Below are 23,269 nucleotides of genomic sequence, written 5' to 3'. Positions count from 1 at the left end.
GGCCTGCTGCCCTCGCGGAGTCGAGCCACGCCCGGAAGCTCATGCCTCCCTAGGATATCGCCACTTGCTGCTCGTCGCACCGTCCGAGCGACAGCTCTCAGTGGGCCTGGCCCCAAGTAAGCCCAGAGCCTACATCGACAACCAAGGGAACATCCAGAACGTAGGCCTGCTCCATGGCCGCCTTGATCCAGGGACGAAACGATTCGACCTGAGCGTCCGGGATCTCGAAAACGAGCTCGTCATGGACGGTCAGAAGGAGCCGAGCTCCTGCAAAGGCACCGAGCTCGTGGTCGACCCGGATCATCGCGAGCTTGAGGATGTCGGCGGCTGAGCCCTGAATCGGTGTGTTGCGAGCGATCCGCTCCCCATGGGAGCGCTGAGGGGCTCGGCTGGCTGCCAGCTCCGGAATGGGACGCCGGCGGCCGAGCAAGGTGCTGGCCTCGCCCTTCGCGCGCGCATCAGCGATCGCCCGCTCCATGTATGTCCTGACCCCGGAATAGCGGGCGAAGTAGCTTTCGATGTAGGCCTTGGCTTCCGCGCGGGGAATGCGCAGAGCCTGCGAGAGCCCGAAATCGGTTTGTCCGAACACCAGACCGAAGTTGATCGCCTTGGCGATGCGGCGCTGTTCGGACGAGACCGCCTCGAGGGGAACGGCGAACACCTCGGCCGCCGTGCGGGAATGAATGTCCTGGCCCTTCCGAAAGGCGTCGAGAAAGGCAGGATCCTGTGAGTAGTGCGCGAGGATGCGCAGCTCGATCTGAGAGTAGTCCGCCGAAACGATGTGGTGCCCCGGCTCGGCAATGAAGGCGTTCCGAATGCGACGCCCGAGCTCCGTTCGAATCGGGATGTTCTGCAGATTCGGGTCGCTCGACGACAGCCGGCCCGTCGCGGCCACGGCCTGATTGAAGGTGGTATGCAAGCGCCCCGTGCGCGGGTTCACCAACGCCGGAAGCGCGTCGAGATACGTGCCCTTGAGCTTCGTGAGGGTGCGGTACTCCAAGATCTTGGCCGGAACCGGATGCAGGCTGGCAAGCTCCTCCAAGACGTCGGCGTCGGTCGAGGCTCCGGTCTTGGTCTTGCGAAGCACGGGCAACGCGAGCTTCTCGAACAAGATCTTCTGCAGCTGTTTCGGGGAACCGATGTTGAACGAGGCGCCCGCGATGGCGTGGATCTCCTGCTCGAGCGCAGCGATCGCGGCGGCGGTCTCTTGAGCCAGCGCGCGCAGGAACCCCGTATCGATACGCACGCCCTGCTGTTCGATGCGCGCCAGTACGCGTGACAGAGGCAGCTCGACGTCGCGGTAAAGCCGCTCGAGGCCTGATGCGGCGAGCTTTGGGTCCTGGATGGCGCCGAGCGTGAACACGGCGGCGGCTTCGCTTCCCACATGCGAGGCAACGACCTCCACCCCCACGTCGGTCGCGTCCACGGCCGTACGCCCCGCTCCCAACCATTGCTCCCGGGGCACGGCTGCGCAGGCGCGTTCGGCGTGCGCCACTTTGTCGAGCTCGTAGCTCGGGCGGGCGGCGTCGAGCAAATAGGCCGCGAGCAGGCTGTCGGAACCGACGCCTGCGAGCGCGAGGCCCCGTACGCCCAGGAGAACCTCCAGCGCTTTGCCGTCGTGGACCCTCTTCCGAGGGGTCGCCGCCACCAACAGGGGAGCCAAGGCGTCGAGCACCACCGTTTCGTCCAGTCCCGCCTGCTGTGACAGCAACGAGCTTCGCGACGCGACCGGAACATAGGCCCGACTGAGGCTCCCGTTTTCCATCCAAGCGAAGCCAAGTCCCAGCAACGCAGCCCGCAGCGCGTCCGAGCCGTCGGTAAAGGGTACGATTGCGATATCGGAGGCGCCCACGAGCGCCTCTACCAGGGCCGGCAGCGGGAAGGCGGTGCCCACGATGCGGACCTCGATGAGGGGCGGCAAGGCCGGGGCGTGAAGCTCCGAGTGAGGAGCTGATTCCGGCGGGGGCACGCGGGCCGGGTCCTGCGGAGGCGCACCCCCGGGTGGGAGCGAAGCTGCAACGGCCTGCGCGAGCGGCGCATTTTGCACCATGAGCCGGGAAAACTCGAAGTCACGAAACAATCCGTAGAGCGCCTCACGGTCGGGTGCCACGCGTGCCAGCGCGTCGAGCGGCTTCGGCAGAGGGACGTCGTCTTTGAGGGCAACGAGACGCCGCGAGAGACGTACCGCGTCCCGGCACTCGACCAGAGCATGGCCCCGCTTGCCCTTGACCTCGTCTGCCCGTGCCAGCAGGGCGTCGAGATCGCCGTAGCTGCGAATCAGCTCGGCGGCGGTTTTCGGGCCGATGCCCGGCACGCCGGGAACGTTGTCGACGCTGTCTCCCACGAGCGCGAGCACATCGCCCACCTTCGCCGGGGGCACACCCCACTTTTGCTCGACGTCGGAAGGCCCGAGCAGCTTGTTTTTCATGGTGTCGAGCAGAGAGACCGACTCGTCCAGAAGCTGCATGAGATCCTTGTCCGACGAGCAGATGACCACCTTTAGACCTCGAGCCGAAGCCTGCTTCGTGACCGTCGCGATGACATCGTCGGCCTCCACGCCTGGGACCGTCAACGTGGAGATTCCGAAGGCCGCCAGCACCTGAGGCACCGATGCGATTTGTTCGGAGAGCTCCGCGGGCATCGGGGGCCGATGGGCCTTGTAGGCGGGGAAGAGATCGTCACGGAAGGTCTTCCCGGGGGCGTCGAACACGGCGCAGAGATGGGAAGGCTCGTGTTCGCGTTCGATCCTGAGCAGCATCTGGCACAAGCCAAAGATGGCGCCCGTGTGCTGACCGCGGCTGTTGGTGAGCGGCGGCATGGCGTGGAAGGCGCGAAACAGAAAGTTGTAGGCGTCGACGATGTAGAGGGTGCCCTGCATGGCGAGCCGAGCACTTTACCAGGCCGCCTCCGCGGGGCACCCTCGTGGGGCCGCCTTTCCCGCGGCGCGGGAGATCTGCGTCCCAAGGAGTCCACATCTGCGTTCCGGCCGGCTTGGTCTCCTGGCGCCGGCAAGCGATACTTCTGCCGTTCGTGCCCGAAAGCTCCACCTCCCCACCAAAACGAAAGCGCCGGCGGTTCCTCAAGGGGGCAGCGGCCACGATGGCGCTGGCGCTCGGGGGCGCTGTGGTCGCCGCAGTGCTTTTGCTTCAGGGGCCACGTCTGGGAGCCCTGGTGACGAAGACAGTGGCCGGTCTCGGCTTACCGGGGAAGATCCAGGTGGGCGCGATCCGGTGGCCTGCGCGTGCACTGTGGGACGTCATCACAGACGCCCCTACCCCCTTCGTGCTCGAGGACGTCACGATCGACGACCCAGACGGCACACGCGTGTTGTCCGTCAGCCGCCTCGATGCCCGCCTGCCCCTGAGATCCGCCCTCGGCGGAAAGGTGCGGCTCTTGGACGTGGTGATCGGTCCTGGGTCTCACTGGCGCTTCGGGGACACGAAGGATGGAACGGCCATTGGGTTTCTCGCGGCCCTGATGCCCCCGGCCCCTCCTCCGGCGAAGGCACCTGCCTCCAGACCATCCCCGGAGGCCAGCCCCCCCATGGACGCGGGGCTCGTGCTCGAGATCGTGAACGCCAGACTCGAGGGCCTCACCGCCGAGTTCGACTTTCCTGGTGCCTGGGGCTTGCGCCTGGAAGACGTACACGGTGACGCCAGCCTGATCATCGACGGGTCTTTCGTGGGATGGGACGCCCAGCGGCTTCACGCCAGGAAGGGGGGGTACCTTCGCATTCTGGAAAACGAGATCTTGCCCTTCGACGACGTGAAGGTGGCGAGGGTCGCCACGACACGCGCGTGGCCCAACGACATTTTCATCGAGGTCGAAGCGGGGCGGACGGGCCGTTCGGTCTTGAGCGGCAAGGGATTTTTCACCCACATCTACGACGATGCCCCTCCAGGCATCGACCTGAGCGCCGCCTTCGACAAAGCGGGCGATGCGCTTTCAGCTGTGGTGAAAGGCCACGCCATCGAAGGCTTGAGCGTGTCAGGTCCCGAAGCCACCGTGAAACTCGCCTTGACGGAGCCCTTCACACGGATCGCGATCGCAGGCGAGGTGGCTGGGCTCAACGTGGGCTACCGGGGAGCCCGGGCAGAAAACCTTGGCTTGTCGTTGCGCTTCTCCGCCGGCGAACCCCTGTCGGTGAAGGTCGAGGATTTGCATTTCAAGGTGCCCGAAGGCGGCCGCGTGAACCTGGATGCCGCTTTGGTGGGCAACAAGGCCACCGCCGACCTCCGCCTTTCGCACGTGATGAACGACGCCCTCGTGCCACGGGCCCTGGCGGCCGAAGTTGGGGCGCGCGTGAACGGACGGGTCAAGGCCGCGTTCGACCTTGCGCGCAGCGAAGGGCGCGTGCACCTCCAGAATCTATCCATCCAGCGCCACCAGGCCGCGGGGCTGCCCCGCTCGGCCACTTTGGACGGCGTGGTGCTGGCATCCCCCGAACGCATCGAGACCCAAGATCTCCGCATCGCCGTCCCCGGCGCCAGCGCCGAGCTGCGCGGGCGTGTGCAGCTGGCCAAAAAGCTTCTCGGCGTGACTGTGTCTGCCGTAGCTCGTGACCTGCCCGAAGCGCTCGCTTTTTTGAACCCGCCCCCGCAGCTTCCTCGTTCCGCTCGAGCTCGAGCTGCGCCTCGATGGTTCGTTCGACAATCCCCGGATCGCGGGGCACGCAACAGCGCAGGGCGTGGCGCTGAACGAAACGACCGCCGTGCCGAACCTCAAAGCCAAGTTCCGCCTCGAGGACGGGGTGGCGCGGGTGGATGCGCTCGAAGGGGGTCTCTTCGGCGGCCACGTCGCGCTTTCGGGCGAGGCGCGGCTGTTTCAGGGTTCCCTCGAAAACCTGCTGAAAGCGCCGGTGCTCGACGTGAAGGTGCAGGGACGCCGGCTGGATCTCGGCACCCTCCTCGCTTCACCCGAGCTGGCGGGCCAGTTTTCCTTCGAAGGCTGGGCCAAGGGGCCCGCCGATGCGCTCACGGGCTCGTTGAAGTTGCCCCCCGACACCACGCTCGAGATCTTGGGGCAAACCTGGCGGATCCGTGGCTTCGAGGTGATGGCACGTCCCCGCGAGCTGGTGTTGCGTTCCACCCGGCTCGAGCGGGAGGTGGGCGGAGCCGTGGTGCTGGAGGGTCGCTTGAGCCTGGACAAGGGGCAAGCCATGGCCTGGTCGGTGCACGTCATCGGGTTTCCGCTTGCCAACCTTCCTGGCGTACAGAGTGCGCCCGCGCTCGAGGGAAAGGTCGACGCAAAGCTCGAGATCAAGGGCTCGCCGGCAGCGCCGCAAGTTTCCGGGGTTGTGGACTTGACCCGCGGCGTTCTCGACGGACGCGCGCTTGGCGACGCCCATCTCACGCTTGCGCCCCGCCCGGGCGGGGGCACCCGCGTGTCGGGACGACTCTTCGACCGCTTCGACCTCCAGGCCGAGGTGGCCTTGGCTCGTGCAGGACCGCACATGACAGCCCAGTTGGCGTTCCAGGACCTCCTCGTTCACGAGCTGGCGCCCGAAGTCGCGGAGCGCGTCGGGTTCAACGCCCGGGTCTCCGGCCAGGTGGACATCGCCTTGCTTCCCGGTCGGCCGCTGGCTCTCGACGCCCGGCTCGACCAGCTCCGGATGGTCTCTCGCCCGCGCAACGATCTGCTGGGAGGCGGCTCCCCCCTCGAGGTCCGCAACGACGGTCCCGTCGTGGCACGGGTGCGCGGCGATCGCATCGAGCTCGCGCCCACACGCCTCGAAACCACGGGGGGCGTGCTCGAGTTGAGCGGCCGCCTCGAGGGCGAACGCCTCGATCAGGTGGTGGTTCGTGGCCAGTTGGATTTGGCCCTGCTCGCCCCAGCGCTGCAACCTCATGTCCAGCGATCCGAGGGCAACATTACCTTGGCGCTCCGGGCGACGGGGGCCCTGAACCGGCCGGAGGTCCAGGGGAGTGTGACGGTGGCGCTGCCGGTGGAGATCCGTCTGCCCACGCTCGATCTCCCGGTGCGCGTGCCCCAGGGTCGCGTGACGATGGGACGCAGGGACATCGAGCTCCACAAGCTCGTGGTGGAAGTGGGCGACTCACACCTGCTCTTGCAGGGTCGCGCCGCCTTCGACGATAAATACCAAGTCACCCGCTACGGCATCGGAGCCGACGGCACCCTGGATGCCAAGATCCTGCCCCTCCTTGCACCCAAGGCCATCACGGAGGCCGAGGGGCAGTTGAAGCTCCGGGGGCGCATAGGCGGCACACCGACCGAGCCCGACTTCGACGCCAAGGTCGAAACCAAAGGTGTCTCCTTGCGCATGCGGGACCTCGGTCGGCTGATCCGCGTGGAAAGCGCCGAGCTGTCGGTCAACCCTCGCGAAGCCCGCATCGACAAGCTCAGGGCCACGATCGACGACCAAGGCGTCATCACGATTGGCGGCGCTGGGGCCGAACCGGGACGCCTCGTCTTCCAGCAACTCTTCCCCGAGCCCGTGGTGAAGTACGCGCGCCTGCCGGTGCGGGGAGAGCGCTTGGCGTACCGCTCACCCGGCGTCTTCGCGCTGGACGACATCGGCTTCGACCTCGAACTCGAAGGCGATCTCAGACAGCAACTCACGCTGCGGGGGGACGTTCGGGTGGTTACCGGCCGCTTTTCGCAAGACGTGGCCATCCGCGACCTGGCCATCTCGAGCCGACTCCGTGGTGAGGCGTACGGCCGGCAAGCCCCCAACCCCCTCCTCGACGACATGCGCCTCGACCTGCGCGTCCGCACCATCGGTGACACCTTCCTGATTCAGAACAACGTGGCGCCCGAAATCTACGCGGTGGTCGATCTGCACGTGGGCGGCACCGCCGGCGATCCCCGCCTCGACGGCGCCATCCTCCCCACCGACGGCCGCTTCAAGGTTCCGGGGACAGGCACCCGCGGCTACTTCGACCTCGTGCCTGTGGCGAACTCCATCGTCTTCGTGGGAACGAAGACCCTGGGCGAGAACACCCCCGAGCTCAACCTCGAGGCAGAAAGTTTGGTCACCGACTCGGACGGCAACGAGCACAACGTGCGCATGCGGATCCGGGGGCCCGTGAGCCAAGCGGAGATCACCTTCTCCACGACGGATACGGGGCTCAATCAGAACGAGACCCTCCTCCTGCTGCTCTCGGGCCGCTCCTCGACGTCCTCCGTTCGGTTCGGCACCAGCAGCCCCAACTTGGGGCGCAACCTCGACACCGGATTCCAGATGGCCGGCAACGTGACACGCGACTTGGTCGACAACCTTCTGCAGCCCTACATCAGCGACACCCTCAGTCTGCTCACGGGAGACAAGCTTCAGCTCCGTCCCACCATCGGTCCGGACGGCGTCGAGGTGCGTGTGTTCGGTCGTGCGGGCCGCTACCTGCGGCTGCAGCTCAACTACCTGCAAGGCTTCCAGGGGCAACGGCAAGCCCGGGGCGAAGGCCGCGTGTGGCTGGCAGATTTTGTTTCCTTCCGAACGTTCGCAGAGTATTTGGTGTTGCCCCAACAGGGGATCACGGAAACCAACCGCTCGTTGAACATGGAAGTCTTCGTCGAGTGGCCCGTGCGCTTCGACCTGCCGTAGCCTCCCGTCCCGCTGTGCCTCGTGTGCCCTTCATAGTCTGTCTCGCGGCTCTGCTCACGCCAGCGCCCGGCGGACTGCGCGCCCAACCCGCTGCAGACGCAGCGCCGGCACTCGAGGCGCCCCCCGCCGAGGCCGAGCCGGCCGCCCCGCCTGCGACCGTGGCGGGCTTCGAGATCGAAGGCGATCTCATCGACCCAAAGGCCAACCTCGAGGCGCTGCTCGAGGCCTGGTCTCCGCTCGGCAGTCCGTTCGTGGTCTCGGGAGACTACGACGCCGTGGGCACGCCCGTGGGCACGATCCCCCGCATCGAAAAGGCTCTCGGCGCCATCGGCTACGGCGTCGAGATCGAGCTGCGCCCGGCAGGCAGGTCCGTATGGCTACGTCTGACGCTCACGCCCTACGATCGCCTGCGCAACATCTTCGTCAAGGGGAACTGGCCCCTCCGCCAGGACGAGATCATTCGCCGCCTGTCCCTACGCCCGGGGCAGTCCCTTCCCCCCGAGGGCGCCTTGCGGGAGGCTTGGCTCCACGACGAGATCGATCGCATCGAGACGTATCTCAAGTCGCAGGGATACCTCGACGCAAAGGCAAGGATAGAGCTCGACAGCACGCCCCGACGGCCTTCACCCGTGAACCTCTACGTGCGGCTCGAGCTGGGCAAAGACTACCCGGTGGGACCCATCACCATCGACGGTCCCAACTTGGTGCCGAAGGACGAAATCGAAGAGATCTTTCGGCACTACAAGTGGTATCTGCTGTGGCTCGACGAGAGTCCGTTTACGCGCTCACAGCTGCGGCTCGACACCGCGAAGCTCGTGGAGCGCTACCGCACGATGGGCTACCCGGCCGCCCGTGTTCTGCCTGACTTCGATCCCGAGGCCGCCGCCCGCACCGGCCGAGACAACGTGCCCCTCCGTCTCCTCATCGAGCCGTTCAAAAAGGTACAGGTGGTGTTCAAAGGCAATGACTGCTGCGCCGACGCGGAGTTGCGAGACCAGCTCACCTTCTTCGAGCGAGGCGTCTTCGACGACTACGAGATGGCGGAGAGCCGAGGCGCGCTGGCCAGTTTCTATCGGCAGCGCGGCAACATGCTCGTGAAGGTCTCGGCGCGGAGGGAAAAAGGCCCCGAGGATCTCGAACGCGTGATCTTCACCATCGAAGAGGGGCCCCGCATCCGCGTCAAGCAGGTGACTTTCAAAGGCCATCGCGCGCTTTCGACAGAGCGCCTTCAGGGCGTCGTGGGTGTTCAGCCCTTTCCGTGGTACGGGCATCTCGGTCTTGGCGGAGGCGGCTACGCCTCGCTACGACAGCTCGAAAACGATGCGCTTCGGCTACGGGATCACTACACCGATAGTGGCTTTGGCCCCACCAAGGTGACCGTCGAGGTCGCGCCTCGCGAAGGCGATTATCGCCCGCTCGAGAGCTTGGAGAGCGAAGACGACCAGGAGCTTTGGCGGGACACGGATTCCCTGTTCGTGAGGTTCACGATCACTGAAGGCCCTGTGCTCAAGGTGACCCGGGTCACGTTCGTGGCCACGCACGCGCCTCCCCTGCCGTGGACGGACGAAGTGTTGGCGGGCTCGATCCTGACCCGCGAAGGCCAAAGGTTCGTACCCGGGCGGCTCGAAGCCGACGAGAGGGCGCTCGAGCGACTCATGCGTGACCAAGGCCACCCCTACGGAGCAGCCGTATCGGAGGTGGAAGCCCGGGGCAACGATCGCGAGATCACGTGGTTCCTGGCGCCGGGTTCGAGGGTCAAGGTGGGGCCCATCTTCATCCGGGGGAACTTCTTGACCCGGAACGAGACCATCCTCGAATGGGTGACCACCCGCCCCGGCGACGTTCTGACGACCACCACGATCGAGCGTGGCCAACGCAACCTGGCTTTGCTTCAATACTTCACCAACGCGAGCCCCGTGTCCTTTCCGGGTCTCGAGGCCGGCCTGAAGACCGTGCCCATGGTCATCCAGGTCCAGGAACGCCACGATCATTACGGGGTCCTTCGCTTCGGTGTAGGCGGCTCCACAGACCAAAAGGCCCCGGGAGCGACCTTTCCCCTGGGGTTATACTTTTCTGGCGGATACGACCACGGCAACCTCCTGGGACGCGGCTACCTGCTGCGCTCGACGGGACGGTGGGGCCAGAACCTTCGCAGCCTGTCGGCAGATTTTGAGGATCCCCGGCTTGCGGGCACGCTCTTTCGCCTCCAGCTGGCCGCCGACTACCTGGCCCGGGAAACCGAGCGGCTCGGCGACACCCGAGTGGGCACGGCCTCAGTGACGATCCTCCGCCAGCTTTTTCCCGGCTTCGATAGCTTCGCCCGGTACCAGCTTCGAGACAGCAGCGGCACGGAGTTTCTGGTTCGGGGCTCGGGCGCCGACGAAAACGCCCGTACGGCCCGCATCAGCGCGTTGGTGGGCGCCGCGGGCGTTGGCTTCGAGTACCTGCAATTCGACAACCGGCTGGTCCCGCAACAGGGCTTCAAACTGAGTGGCTTCGCCGAGCTGGCCACCCCTGCCCTGTCCCTTGGCCTGGGAGAGAACACCTTCGTGAAGGTGCAGGTGCAAAGCCTGTCGGTGGTGCCTTTGTCGCGCCGCTGGTCGCTCCGCCATGGTTTGCGCTACGCCCAAGGCGTTCCCCTCGACGGCTCGACGCTCCTGCCCAAGGTGGAACGCTTTGCCGCCGGCGGCGACACGACCCTTCGGGGCTATCAATTCGACCGCGCCCGAACCGAGGTGCGCGAATACCCCGTGGCCAACGGCTTGACTCTGGTCCAGTACTTCCCTCTCGGAGGTAACCTTCGCATCCTCAGCAACCTGGACTTGCAGGTGCAGCTCGCCGGACCGCTCTATGCGGGGGTGTTCCTGGACACAGGCATCGTCGAAGACTCTCTCGCAGCCGTGCGCGCCGGTCGTTTTCGGCACGGCGCTGGAATCACGCCTCTGGTGTTCAAGCTCCCTGTGGGCGACTTGAGCATCGCCTGGGCCTGGCCGCTCGATCCGGGACCGGGGGACAGCCGCTTAGGCCGACTTCATTTCAACGTGGGACTGATGTTCTGACGCTCCGAAAGCTCCGATCGCGGTCGGGCAGCATGAGCGGCCACTAGCGGGGAGCGACGTAGGCGATCTGGTGATGCTTGCGTTCGAAGTCAGCCTTGGCCTGCATCGCAGCTTCGCTCGTGGCGTAGTTCCCGAGCCGCACGCGGAACCAGACGCCTTTGCCTGGAATGTCGGAGCTGACGAGGAAGGCAGACTCTCCCGCGAATTTGCCCATGAACGCTTCCGCCTCCTCGCGGCTCTGGAAGGACGCCAGCTGAAGCGTGAACTTCCCCTTCGCTTCAGGCTCGGGTTTCGTCGACTTCGGCGCTTCGGCCCCCCGGGCGGGAGCCTCTTCGGGCGCCCCCGCCTGACGCTCTGGTTTGGCCACAGCCTCGCGAACCGGCTCGGGGCGCGTAGCCTGCGGGGCCGCTGGCGTAGGTGCGGGCTTTTCGGCCACAGGGGCCACCTTCGGGGGCAACGCAGGACTTTCGGTCACGTCCGCCGCCCTGGCGAGCCCCTCGACTTGAGCTTCCTCGGCCCTTGCGGGCTTCTGCACCGGCGGGGGGACTGCTTGCGCACGTTCTCCGCGCGTGGCCTTCGGCTTTGTACCGCTTTGAATCAACGTTTTGGGAAAGGTGAGCCCTTCCTCGGACACACCCGGGGTGGCCGCGATTCTATCCAGAAGAGCGAGGGGGTCTTCGATCTCGGGCGAAGCCGCCCGTCCTCGGGATTCCAGCCGCTTGCCAACCACTACACCCAAGATGAAGAGCAAGCAGGCCACTAACGCACTTCCGAAGAACAGGAAGAATACCTGGCGGTTGTCGAGGCGAATCTCGATCTTGTCCTTCCAGCGCTCGACGTCGCGCAGGGTTCGATCCTCCATCGCCGCGGAAGCAGTGTATCGCATTGTGGTTCCTCGTGCCTTCCAGCTCCGCCTACCATCGCCGGTAGACGTCCCGTTCCCAAAAATTCGCACGTGGCCGGGAGGTTCCGGGGACGCTCAGCGACTCAATCCTACATGTAGTTGATCGCCCTCTGAGAGGGGTTTGTCAACTTAGACGCCCCAGGCGGCATCCGGAGCATCGGCACCAGGGTCGTACAGCCTTACTGGACCTCGAAGGAATTCGAGGACCGTGCTGTGTCGAAGCCCGCACGTCGGGTGTCGATGCGCAGGATCTGGCCTCGTTGGTTGCTCCCCACGCGACCGCTATCGACCATGTATACGTAGGGATAAACGGCGGTGCCCGTGTCGTTGCGCGCGGCCGGCACCAATCCGGGCCCACGCAGAAGGCGCGTGGGCACGGCGATTTCAGGGAAGGTACTCCCCACGATGACGGCATCTGGCGAGAAGCCGCCTCGTACCGTAAACGCCACGTTGGCTCCGTCTCCGAAGGGCTGCTCGAGATTCGTCAAGATGAAGCGCGCGTCTGCGTTCTCGAAGAGGGCCTTCACATGCAAGGCCGCTGGGTCGTCACCCACTTGGGCGGCATCGGCATTGGTTCCCACATACAAACAGGGGTTGGGCCAGCCGTTCATGGCGTTGGGCGCTTGCCGAAGCGCCTGCCATGTCGGCCCGGGCGGCGTGCTGCAAGCCGCTGCAGCAAAAGGGATGCGATTCACGGCACGGCTGTCTCGGGTCAGCTTCGCTTGGCACACCCCCGCCGTCTCCACCGAGGTCTCGATGCGAGGGCTGAAGCTGCCCTGGACGAGAAACGACTGCCCGGCCTGCACCCGGTACACGCTGGATTCGGCGAGACAGATTGGATCAACGAATGCCGGCGCCTCGGCACAAAAACGCGCCCCCCCCTCCACCGTCTCGCAAACGAACCCGGGCCGGCACGGCGAGTCCGAGCAGGGCATCAAGCAACGGGGGCCGCTGCCGGGGGTGGCCGCGGTGCAGACATACCCCTCCGGCGCACCGGGAGGTCGGCAATCGGCATCGCTCGCGCAAGGCCCTGGCCGTGCGCCACCCGGCACCGTGGGATCGGCGAGCAAGGACGGCCGCGGCAACTCATCGAGTGCCAAACCGAGGACCAGCTGCTGCGGGCGGGCCTCGAGCACGAGATAACGACGCCGGCTGAGCAGAAAACTCTGACAGTTCGCCTCGACGGCAGCCGCCATCTCCCTCCGCGCGCAAAGGCCGCTTGCCCCGGCCACCGACGGCACACACCGGTAGACCTCGGCAGAGCCGCAGTCCGTGTCCACCTCGCAACCAATCAGCTGCAAGCGATCGTCGCCTTCGACGCCCGCGGCGCAGAACGTTGCCCCGGCATCGTCCCACAGCCCCACCGCGGCCGGTGACGCTGCCGGCGGAGGCAGGAAGCGCCCCGTGACCCGACGCGTGCCAGGAAGGGTGCCTTCCCAGATGATCGCCCAGCTTTGCCCCACGGTCTCGTTGGGGCGGGGGAAACAGGCCGCGATATCCACAGGCGTTCCGAGGGCCGCCAACGGCGAGCAATAGGGATCCTCCACGCCCGGAAACGTTTCGATACGGGGAACCAGCGTGCGGGAGAGCTGCGGCCTCGTCGCAAAGGGAAGATCGTTCGTCGAGAGCCCGTAGGTAGGCTGCCCCTGAACCCGAGGCCGACCGCCGCCCCTTTCGAGGGTGACGAAGTTGAGACCGTTACGGATGCTATGTGCGGGCGGCTTCGTGGGTGGAACCGCGGGGTCCAAAGAGACCAACTGCCCTGAATCCACGTTCACCACGACGAGGTCCCCATTCGAAAGCATCACCAAAGCGAACGCCCCATTGAGACCACGCCCTACCTCAGATTCAGGGACACCCGGGCTGGCCGCGAAAAAGGCCACGTCCACCGCCGCCGGGCGCGGAAGGTCGACCCCCGCGGCCAGCGGTGGCGAGGCGAGGCCTGGCCCCCGGGCCCCAATGACCCTCGGCAACCCCAGCGCCACCAGAGCGCAGCCTTTCGGTAAAGTCGGGTTCTGCGCCCAAACAGCCGTATCCACGTTCGCGTCGCACTCGGTTTCGCGTCCCGTGCCTGCGAGCGCCGCCGAAACATCCACGACGCGGACCGTTCCATCACCCGTCACGACGTAAACGAACCTTCCGAGATCGCCCACCCACGGGGTTTCGGGAGGTTGGAAAGGGTCCACGGAGGGACGCACGCGCAGCACGCCCCCTGCCCCTTCGGCCAGCAGAAGCGGGGGCCGCGGCGCCACGAGCCGCCTCCCGTCCTCGACCTCGAGTGGCACCAAAAGGTCGGCGTTCCGACCGCCCACGTAGAGCCGCTGAGCCGCACGGCCGTCCGTGGGGGCCAGATACGGCAAGAAGCTCAGAGCCTCGACACGTACCCGCCCCGGGGTTGCCTCGCCGCCGAAAGCGGCGTCGCCGTCGAGGGCGGCATCAGTCCCGGGGCTGGCATCGGGCCCGGACGCCACGGGCCCTCCGCACTCAGCCGGACACTCAGGGTTCGTTCCCGCGGGTACAACGCCGTCAGGACGTACGTAGACACTATCCACCAAGCGCCCCGTGGGCACGTCGACGAGCGCAACCAAGCCACAGGTCGGAAAGGTTACAACCGCTTGCCAAGGTCGAACATCATCCTGGCCCAGGGCCAGGCTGCCCGCGATCTGGCACGCGTTGACGGCGCCGCTCAGCGCCGCCGTGGGTTCAGGAACGAAAGCCACCGTGCCGGGGCGAGCCCGCAGAGGGCCGCTATCTGTAATCACCGATACGTCGTTCACGACGGGCCCGCGCCCCGTGCTGGGCTCCCCCTCGTCGAAGAGGTTCGCCAGCAGGCGTGTGTTGTCGACGACGCTCAGATCGCAAGAGCCTCGGTTCGCGGTCAGCGCCTTGCACCCATCCGAACTCACCGCGACGGATTCGGGAAGTTGCCCCACGGGAAGCATCGTGAAGCCCGGCACGGCTTCGTCCAGGTCCACGACGCGCTTGCGATCGAAGTCCACCGCCCCCAGCTCACCTCGCGCGGAGTTCGTGATTAGCCCCACCGCGGCCGTCGTGCGGGGCGCGAAGAACTGAGAACGCGCATCACCTTGTTGGGGCGCCGTGGGACAAGCGTTCGCGGGGCGTGCCGTGACCAGGGACGCCGCCCCCGCAGGGGTTGCCTGCAAGCAAACGAAGGCCATGTCGGTCGGGCGATCCAGCGTGCGGCTGGGAACGACCACGGGCTGCTGTCCGCAGGACACGACGCTCCACGCGACGAGACCCAAGCCAAGAACGTCAACTGAGGAGAATGCGCGAGCTCGCCGGGTCGTCATAGCTGATTGCTGGTTCGGGGAAAACCGATGCGCTGGATGATGCGCAATTCCGTGGGGCTCCCCGGCCGCAGGTCTAGCACGGACACGTTGTTGTCGATGAAGCCCACCACGTAAGCCAGACCGGGATCAGAGGGATCGAAGGTCACCGAAGCGGGCCCTCGACCCGTCTCGACGATGTTCGTGACCACCATGAGGTCGGGGTCGACAACGTATATTTGGCCCGAATCGAAGCAGGGCACGTAGAGGCGGGCCCCCCGCCCTCCATCGTGAAGGGCCAATTGCGCGGGTCCCGAGCACACGTCGATTGTCTCCGTTGGCCGGAAGGTGAACCGACCCGCACCTGCGTCGCTGATGTCCGCCCGGACGAGAGCTGCAGGATTGCCGCCGGAGTTTCGGTGCAAGATGAAGGCTCGTTGGCGCTCGGGCTGGAAGACGAGACCGCGCGTTTCGGAGCCGCGCGGGATGAAGGCTGCCGCCGCCGTTGGCGCCGACGCCACCAGCGTGAGGTCCCGGCCCTCCGTACAGGCGGAGGCCGACGCGGGGGAGCGGAATACCACCTGACCAAGGTTGAATCCTTGGCGTGCGGTCGCGAAGACCGGCGCCGCAGGATCACTCGGCCGCGCCAACGTGACTGACGTAACGCCCGTGCTGTTCTCACCCCCGTAAACGCCGCGAAGCACCGCCGCCAGCCGGGGAACTCGGCCGTCACCCGGGCCACAAACATCGAGGGCGGACAAGCCGCCGAACAGGTGGCCGACGTAAAGAACACCCAGCGACGGGTTGAAGAGGAGAGAATAGGGCTCTTCGGGCAGATTGACGGACTGGCCCTCGAGCGTGCCGGTCTCAACCCTGTAGGTTTCGTCACAGCGCGCATTCGCACGGGGCGCTTCAGCTCCGTTGACGGGCCCCGAACAGCGGAGCGAAATCTGGTCGCCCTCTTCCGTCAAGTCGACGAAGGTGATGGACGGATCCGCACGCACGCCGAAAAACAAGCGATCGACCACCCGGCCACTGCGCACGAAGCGCTGCACCGTGGGCTCCGTACCAAAGCTGCCGATGCGCACCGTTTGGCTCGACCTGGCGTAGGGGCGTTCATCGCAGTTGAGTACCCGACGGTCGAGCAGGTCTCGACAGCAGTAACTCTCCTTAGGTTCGCGAGGACGAAAGTCGACGGCAGGGCAGTCCTGCCACGACTCGGCACGATCCTTTTCCGCGGCGTCCAGGTCGAGTGGCAGCACGGTTCCGAAGCTGTAGCGCAGGTCGGAGTTCGAGTTGACCACGGCCATCCACCGGCCCGACGACGACACGGACAGGCCCGTCGGCAGGAAGATGCGGTTGAGCGGCGGAGCCACGCCGCTCTCCCCTCCCAACGAGCACGCCGGAGCCGTGAGCCCAAGCAGAACCGCCGCAAGGAGAGGCAGGGACAGGGGCAAAGAGACGGCGCGCACGTCCCGATGCCGGCGCGCACCGGCCCAGACCGGCCGAGCACGCTTCGTTTCGAAGGCCCCTGCCCCGCCCCCGGCGTCGCGGCCAGGGGTGAGGGCTTCCAACGATGACATGAGCTTTGGTTTCATGTGCGGCCGGGGCCGCTTACGTTCAGACTTGGACGGGACCTTGGCGGTAACTCGATGCCTCGCGCTCTTTAGCGCTTGGCTTCTTTGAGAGCCGCTTGGGCCGCCGCCAGCCGTGCGATCGGCAATCGATAAGGTGAGCAAGAGACGTAGTTCAATCCCAACTGGTGGCAGAACTCCACCGAGGATGGATCACCGCCCTGCTCGCCGCAAATGCCAAGCTTGATGTCGGGGCGGGTTTTTTTGCCCAGCTCGACTGCCATCCTCATGAGAGCCCCTACGCCTTCTCGGTCGACCGAGACGAAAGGATCCACCGCGTAGATGTCCTTGTCCTTGTAAGTGGCCAGCACCTTCGCCGTGTCGTCACGAGACAAGCCGAACGCGGTTTGCGTGAGGTCGTTGGTGCCGAACGAGAAGAACTGGGCCGTTTCGGCGATCTTGTCGGCGGTCACGGCTGCCCTGGGGACCTCAATCATCGTTCCCACCAGGTACTTCACCTTACGGCCTCTCGCCTTGAAGACCTCCTTGGCAATCTCGTGAACCAAGTCGGTCTGGAGGTCGAGTTCCTTCTTCGTACCCACGAGAGGAATCATGATCTCGGGGACCACATCGATGCCCTCGTCGGCCACGTCACAGGCGGCCTCGAAGATCGCCCGGGCCTGCATCTCGGTGATCTCGGGGTACGAGATACCCAAGCGGCAGCCACGGTGGCCCAGCATGGGGTTCGACTCGTGAAGATCCGCGACCCGGCTCTTGATCTGCTCGAGGCTCTTGCCGGAGATCTTCGCGAGCTCCTTTTGGCCAGCTTCGTCGTGGGGAAGGAACTCGTGCAGAGGCGGATCCAACGTGCGCACGGTGACGGGCAGCTTGCCCATGGCACGGAACAGACCCGCGAAGTCCTCCCGCTGCAAAGGCAGGAGTTTGTCGAGAGCGGCGCGACGCTCCTCCTCGGTTTCAGCAACGATCATTTCCCGCATGGGCTCGATCTTGCCCTCACCGAAAAACATATGCTCCGTGCGACACAGACCGATGCCCTGCGCGCCGAAGGCCACAGCCGCTTCAGCCTGGTCCGGCTGGTCGGCATTCGTCCTGACTTGCAGCTTGCGGAATCCGTCCGCCCAGGACAGGAGCTTGGCGTACTGCTGGAACAGCGGCGCCTTCTTGGGCTCCAAGTCCTTCTCGATGAGGACCCGAATCACCTCGGAAGGCGTGGTGTCGACCCGTCCCTCCAGCACTTCGCCGGCGAATCCGTCGAGCGAGACCCAGTCGCCCTGCTTGAAGACCTTGGTGCTGCCTTTACCCGACTCGACCGTCATGGTGCGGGCGCGATAGTCGAAGCTGACGGCGTCGCAGCCCACGATGGCCACCTTGCCCATCTGCCGCGCCACGAGTGCGGCGTGGGAGGTCATGCCACCGAAGGACGTCAAGAAGCCCTCCGCGGCGTGCATGCCACTAATGTCCTCCGGAGAGGTCTCGTGCCGGCAAAGGATGACGGCTTCGCCCTTGGCGGCCCACTCCACCGCATCCTCGGCAAAGAAGACGATGCGGCCCGTGGCGGCACCGGGCCCCGCAGGCAAGCCCTTGGCCAAGAGACGCCCCTCTTTGACGGCCTGAACCTTTGCGGCGGGCTGGAATACGGGACGAAGCAGCTGGTTCAGAGCCTCAGGCTCCACACGCAGAACGGCGTCTTCCTTCTTGATCAGCTTCTCCTCCACCATCTCGACGGCGATCCGCACGCTGGCAAGGCCGGTCCGCTTGCCGCTGCGGCACTGGAGCATGAAGAGCTTGCTGTCTTCGATGGTGAACTCGATGTCCTGCATGTCGCGGTAGTGCTTTTCCAGCTTCTTGCGGATGTCGTAGAGCTGCTTGTAGGCCTTCGGAAAAGACTTCTCGAGCTCAACGATCTTGGCGGGCGTCCGGGTGCCGGCCACCACGTCTTCGCCCTGGGCGTTGATCAAGAACTCGCCGTAAAAGACGTTCTCCCCGCTCGCAGGGTCACGGGTGAAGCACACGCCCGTAGCGCTCTTCTCTCCCTTGTTGCCAAAGACCATCGCCTGCACGTTGACGGCAGTTCCCCAGCTTGCGGGGATGTGGTTGAGCTTGCGGTACGCGTTGGCGCGAGGGTTCTCCCATGAATTGAACACGGCCCGGATGGCACCCGCCAGCTGCTCGTGGGGATCTTGAGGGAAGTCGACGCCCTTGCGCTTCTTGATCTCGGCCTTGAAGTCAGCGACGAGCTCTTTCAGGTCCTGTGCCGACAGGTCGGAGTCGTTTTTGGCACCCACCGCGTTCTTTTTGCGGTGCAGCAACTCCTCGAATGGGTCGATGTCTTCCTTGTTCTCGGGCTTGAGGTCCAGGACGACGTCACCGTACATGGCAACGAAGCGACGGTAGCTGTCGTAGGCGAAGCGCTCGTTACCCGAAGCCTTGGCGAGGCCTGCCGCCACCTCGTCATTGAGACCCAGGTTCAAAATGGTGTCCATCATGCCGGGCATGGAGGCGCGGGCGCCCGACCGGACCGAGAAGAGCAAGGGGTTCTTGGGGTCGCCGAACTTCTTGCCGAGCGACTTCTCCACGAGGGCGACGTTCTTCTTCACGTCATCTTCGAGTCCCTTCGGGAACTTCCGACCGTTCGCCATGAACTCGACGCACACGTCGGTGGTAATCGTGAAACCGGGAGGAACCGGGACTCCGATGTTGGTCATCTCGGCGAGGTTGGCTCCCTTGCCGCCGAGGAGATTCTTCATCTCCTTGTTGCCCTCGGCCTTTCCGTTTCCGAAGAAGAAGATGCGCTTGCCGGCTTTGACCTTGACCGCAGTCGAGATCTTTTCAGCGCTGGCGCGAACGGAAGCGCCGAGCTTCTTGACCTCCTTCGTGACCGTCTTCTTGACGGTCTTGGAGAGCTTCTGGGCCTCGGCCTTCAACGAGCTGGCGGTTGCGCCCGGCTTCGTGGCCTTCGGCTTGCCTGCGGCACGCTTGGCGCCGTTGGCGCGGGCAGCGTGCTTGGCGCCGTTTTGGGCACCATTCTTGGCAGGAGCCGCCGAGGCGGATTTGGACGAGGACTTTTTCGACGAGGGAGACTTGTCTTTGCTGACGGATGACATCGCGCGCGCAGTATTACCAGGGCTTCGCGCGGAAGAAAAGAAGGAAGCGCGCGACATGATGAAGAAGACACGCCTTTCTCCCTTCATCCTGCGCCCCGCTCTCTCCGCGATGCCCTGGCCTGCGGTCGCTGCGCGACCTGCGAGACCAGGCACCGCGAAAAGGAGCGGGTCCCCCTCACAGCAGGAGATTCAGCGCATGCGTCCCGATAGGACGGCCGGCAAATCAGAGACCGGCAGACGCTCCTGGCGCATCGAGTCGCGATCGCGCAGGGTGACGGTCTGGTCTTCGAGCGACTGAAAATCGACCGTGAGGCACCAAGGCGTTCCGATCTCGTCCTGCCGACGGTAAAGCTTACCGATGGCGCCCGTGTCGTCGTAGACGGCCCGCAGACCCGTCGATTGGAGCTCCCGCCGAAGACCGCGCGCCATGTCGACGAGCCGTGGCTCGTTCTTCTTGAGGGGAAACACCGCGACGGCCACGGGTGAGAGCCGGGGATGCAAGTGAAGGACGGTACGGGCGTACTCTTCGGCCGCCTTCGTCACTTGCCCCTTCAGCTTCTTCATGACCTCGATGTTCTGTGCCTCGGTGTCAGCGGTCAGTCCACAGAGGGCACCAAACTGGCCCGAAACGTCCTTGGCCACCTCTTCGGCGGCGCCTGCCAGACGATCCCGGATGCCGCTGTCGAGTTTGTCACGTTTTGCAACCGACTTTGCGAAGCTCTCCACCCCAGCTTTGAGTTGGTCTACGAGGTCGGCCGGCAGCTCTTTGACCAGCGCCTCCTCGTAGGCATCGCAGAGGAACGCCAAGGTGGCGCGATCTGCGCCGGCCGAGGGCTCGATCACGTAGGGCACGATGTGTTGCTTCGTCTCGAGATCGAAATAGGTGAGCTCCCCGAGAGCGTCGGGGTTTTCCGTCGTGCGGCTGTGGGCCTTGAGGTCGAAATCCGTACGGTTCGCGATGCCTTCGAGCTCGCTCCATCCCATAGGGAAACGGTACTCGAGATCGACGCACCCTTTGGCATAGTGGGCCAACTCGTCACGGCCCTGGGCCCGGGCCCGCAAACGGTCCCGTGACAAGCCGAGCTGCAGGTACCAGTTCTGTCGCTCCTCGATCCACATCTTGTGGGCGGCTTCGTCTTCCCCGGGGCGAACGAAGTACTCGATCTCCATCTGCTCGAACTCGCGCGTTCGGAAGGTGAAGTTGCCGGGCGTGATCTCGTTCCGGAACGCTTTGCCCACCTGAGCGATGCCGAAGGGCAACTTGCGGCGCATCGTGTCCAGAACGTTCCCGAAGTTCACGAAGATGCCCTGGGCCGTTTCGGGGCGCAGATAAGCAAGTCCCGTGTCTTCGTCGGCGGCAGCGCCCACGGTGGTCCGAAACATAAGGTTGAACGGCCGGGCGGCAGTGAGGTCCTTGCCCCCACACTTGGGGCAAGCAAGCTCCTTGGCCTCGATGGCGGCGTTGATCTCGGCCAGGCCATTGGGGATTCGGCCCTTGGCTGCCTCGAACAGGTGGTCGGCCCGAGGGCGGGCTTTACACGCCCGGCAGTCCGTCATGGGGTCGGAGAACGTCGCCTCGTGTCCGGAGTACTTCCACACGAGCCGGTTCATCAAGATGGCCGCGTCGAGGCCTTCCATGTCATCGCGATCGTGAACGACGGACTTCCACCAGGCGCGCTTGACATTGGCTTTCAGTTCGACGCCCAGCGGACCGTAATCCCAGGTGCTGGCGAGACCTCCGTAGACGGAGGACGAGGGGAACACGAACCCGCGGCGCTTGGCGAGGCTGACGATTTGGTCGAGAGAAGCGGCTGGCATGGGGCGCGCAATTTAGCACGTTCCCCGCAGCTCGCTGCAGGGTCGTGGCTCCCTTCAACCGCCGCGGCTTTGATCCGGTTCCGGGCGCACGTAACTCCCTCTCAGGGCGCCACGCGCCCTTCCTCGGAGAGGGGACCGTGATGGATCACTTGAATCAAGGCGCCTCCCGGGTCCTTGAAGTAGAACGACCGGGCGCCATCTCTGTGGGTCCGCGGTTCTGTCTGAAGGGGCGTCCCAAAGCCACGGAGGCGCTCCGCCCAGGCGTCGACGTCTGCGGGAGACGGGACGGCCAAGCCCACGTGGTCGAGCCGTTCGCGCCCGCCTTCCACCCCGCGACGGTGGAGGGCGAGGTTGTCCCCGCCGCAGGTCAGGTACACGTTGTCAGGGTCGGGGTGCCACTCGATGCGATACCCCATCACCTCTTGCCAGAAGGCCAAGGTTGCCTCGAGGTCCGGCGTGAAGAGCGCCACGTGGCGGATGCCGATCAAGGGTGGTTTATGAGAAGGGCCCGGGCTACGGTCAGCCGAGGGGACGGAGGAGGGGGCAGGGACATCGCGTTGATTCATGAGCCGATGGGTTCCTTCTGGGCGGGGCCAGCGGCCGTCGCTCGCCCTCCCTGCGCCAGCTTGGCAAGAAACGCGAGGGATTTCAGCGGCCCCCCCGCCTGTCGTTCGATGAACGGATGAAGCACTCTTCGACAGCCGCGGTTCAACTCGGCCGGCAAGTGCAGGCTGCCCGCCTCTGCGAGAGGGAGAGAGGCCAGCTGGCGCAGGGCGGCGAGCAGGTCGGCGGGAAGCGGGATGCCACGGGTGGCACAGCTCGGGCAAAGGAGCAGGCACGACTCCTCCACCCAACGCGCCCCCGTGCGCACAAGCTCGGCAGCACCGCAGGCTGCGCAGGCGTCCCAGGAGGGGGCGATCCCCAGGGTCTCGAGCAGGCCCAACTCGAAGACCCGAAGGCGCTCGGCCGACGCCGCCCCGCATGCCAGGAGATCGAGCATCTGATCGAGCCACGCGAACGATTGGGGGTCTACCTGGTGCTCTGCCGAGAGGCGCTCGCACAACTCGCACGCATACGCGGCATGGGCGGCGTTGACCAGGTCGTCCGCGAGCTCCCGCCGGGGCTTCGTCACCTCGAAGGTCTCGAGAGACCAAAGGTCCCCTGCCCGCTCTCGTAGGGTCGCACGGCCGCTGGCCACGGCCCCCAGGCCCGTGAAGCGACGACGGCTCTTTCGCGCTGCTCGTGCCAGGGCCGATACCTTGCCCGTGCCCTGGCCAAAGAGCGTCACGACGCGGTCAGCTTCGCCGAAATTGACGGCTCGAAGCACGATGGCGTCCGTTTCGTGCAGGGGCTGCACGTTGCGAGCGTAGCAGACCTCCTGCTGCGCAGGGCGAACCCGGGCCTCAGGCCCGTGGATCGAGGACTGGACGAGGGGTGCCCTGTCCGCCTGCGACCTCGCAAGGCTGGGAGGGCCCCCAGCTCAGCCCTTCCCCGGGAGGCGCTGGCTGATGAAGCAGATACGACAGCGCGACGATCGAGATGACCAACACAATGACAACGAACAGCGCCAGTCCCACAGGTCGGCGGGCGATGTCTGGGTCAACAGGGGGAGCATCGACGGGCAAAAGCTCGTGCGTGGCGCCGGACACCACCGGAACCTGCAACTCGTCATCCGATCGCCGCCGAGCCGAGACCTCCCGGTCCAGAAGGTTGAGCGGTTCCCCTTCGTTTACACCCAGGATACGGGCATACGTCTTGACGAAGCCCCGCACGAAAATCTCGGGCGGCAGCTCATCCCACGCCGCACGTTCGAGGGCCGCGAGGCAGCTCTGCGAGATTTTGATGGATTCCGCGACCTCGGCAGCCGAAATCTTCTGACGCTCCCGCGCCTCGCGCAAAAACGCGCCAAAGTGTCTTTCGTCCCCAGTTCGCACCATCTCG

The 23,269-nt window shown here is 65.5% G+C and carries 13 protein-coding genes; 2 read left to right on the top strand and 11 right to left on the bottom strand.

The window, feature by feature from the left end:
- Positions 1–97 precede the first annotated feature (97 nt).
- The 3 genes from polA to KA712_22535 all read right to left on the bottom strand — a co-directional run bounded on the left by polA (position 98) and on the right by KA712_22535 (position 4,653).
- Positions 98–2,878 carry a DNA polymerase I gene (gene polA, locus KA712_22545; GenBank protein MCG5055747.1) on the bottom strand — a complete coding sequence of 927 codons (2,781 nt, stop codon included), beginning with the start codon at positions 2,876–2,878 and terminating at the stop codon, positions 98–100.
- Between the two features lie 1,109 nt (positions 2,879–3,987).
- Complete coding sequence (locus tag KA712_22540) at positions 3,988–4,359, bottom strand: hypothetical protein (GenBank protein ID MCG5055746.1); 372 nt, start codon at positions 4,357–4,359, stop codon at positions 3,988–3,990.
- 9 nt (positions 4,360–4,368) lie between these two features.
- Complete coding sequence (locus tag KA712_22535; GenBank protein ID MCG5055745.1) at positions 4,369–4,653, bottom strand: hypothetical protein; 285 nt, start codon at positions 4,651–4,653, stop codon at positions 4,369–4,371.
- Between the two features lie 58 nt (positions 4,654–4,711).
- On the opposite strand from KA712_22535, the gene KA712_22530 reads away from it, so the two are divergent.
- Both KA712_22530 and KA712_22525 read left to right on the top strand, forming a co-directional pair.
- Entirely contained in the window at positions 4,712–7,561 is a 2,850-nt protein-coding gene (locus KA712_22530; protein ID MCG5055744.1) for a translocation/assembly module TamB domain-containing protein, read from the top strand.
- Positions 7,562–7,584: 23 nt separating this feature from the next.
- Complete coding sequence (locus KA712_22525) at positions 7,585–10,620, top strand: BamA/TamA family outer membrane protein (GenBank protein MCG5055743.1); 3,036 nt, start codon at positions 7,585–7,587, stop codon at positions 10,618–10,620.
- A 43-nt stretch (positions 10,621–10,663) separates the two neighbouring features.
- Here the strand turns inward: KA712_22525 and KA712_22520 are convergent, their stop codons facing one another.
- The 8 genes from KA712_22520 to KA712_22485 form a co-directional block, all read right to left on the bottom strand.
- A complete protein-coding gene (locus KA712_22520) occupies positions 10,664–11,506 on the bottom strand; it encodes an SPOR domain-containing protein (GenBank protein MCG5055742.1) in 843 nt (280 codons plus the stop codon).
- A gap of 197 nt (positions 11,507–11,703) precedes the next feature.
- Positions 11,704–14,787 (bottom strand): hypothetical protein, encoded by a 3,084-nt coding sequence (locus KA712_22515; GenBank protein ID MCG5055741.1) that lies wholly within the window; start codon positions 14,785–14,787, stop codon positions 11,704–11,706.
- Between the two features lie 44 nt (positions 14,788–14,831).
- Positions 14,832–16,394, bottom strand: coding sequence for a hypothetical protein (locus KA712_22510; GenBank protein MCG5055740.1), 1,563 nt, complete (start codon positions 16,392–16,394; stop codon positions 14,832–14,834).
- Between the two features lie 83 nt (positions 16,395–16,477).
- On the bottom strand, positions 16,478–19,510 hold the full coding sequence (ppdK, locus tag KA712_22505) for a pyruvate, phosphate dikinase (GenBank protein ID MCG5055739.1): 3,033 nt from the start codon (positions 19,508–19,510) through the stop codon (positions 16,478–16,480).
- Positions 19,511–19,699: 189 nt separating this feature from the next.
- Entirely contained in the window at positions 19,700–21,328 is a 1,629-nt protein-coding gene (locus KA712_22500; GenBank protein ID MCG5055738.1) for a glycine--tRNA ligase, read from the bottom strand.
- A gap of 101 nt (positions 21,329–21,429) precedes the next feature.
- Complete coding sequence (locus KA712_22495; protein MCG5055737.1) at positions 21,430–21,816, bottom strand: VOC family protein; 387 nt, start codon at positions 21,814–21,816, stop codon at positions 21,430–21,432.
- Between the two features lie 74 nt (positions 21,817–21,890).
- The gene (gene recO / locus KA712_22490) at positions 21,891–22,685 is read right to left on the bottom strand and encodes a DNA repair protein RecO (protein MCG5055736.1); all 795 of its coding nucleotides are present in this window, start codon (positions 22,683–22,685) and stop codon (positions 21,891–21,893) included.
- Positions 22,686–22,731: 46 nt separating this feature from the next.
- Positions 22,732–23,265, bottom strand: a complete 534-nt coding sequence (locus tag KA712_22485; protein ID MCG5055735.1) for a helix-turn-helix domain-containing protein — start codon at positions 23,263–23,265, stop codon at positions 22,732–22,734.
- Positions 23,266–23,269: the final 4 nt, after the last annotated feature.

The sequence above is a fragment of the Myxococcales bacterium genome, assembly GCA_022184915.1.
In the GTDB taxonomy this organism is placed as follows: Bacteria; Myxococcota_A; Polyangia; order Fen-1088; family Fen-1088; genus JAGTJU01.
Note: the sequence above shows the minus strand (reverse complement) of the source record. Positions and strands in the feature narration are given on the sequence as shown.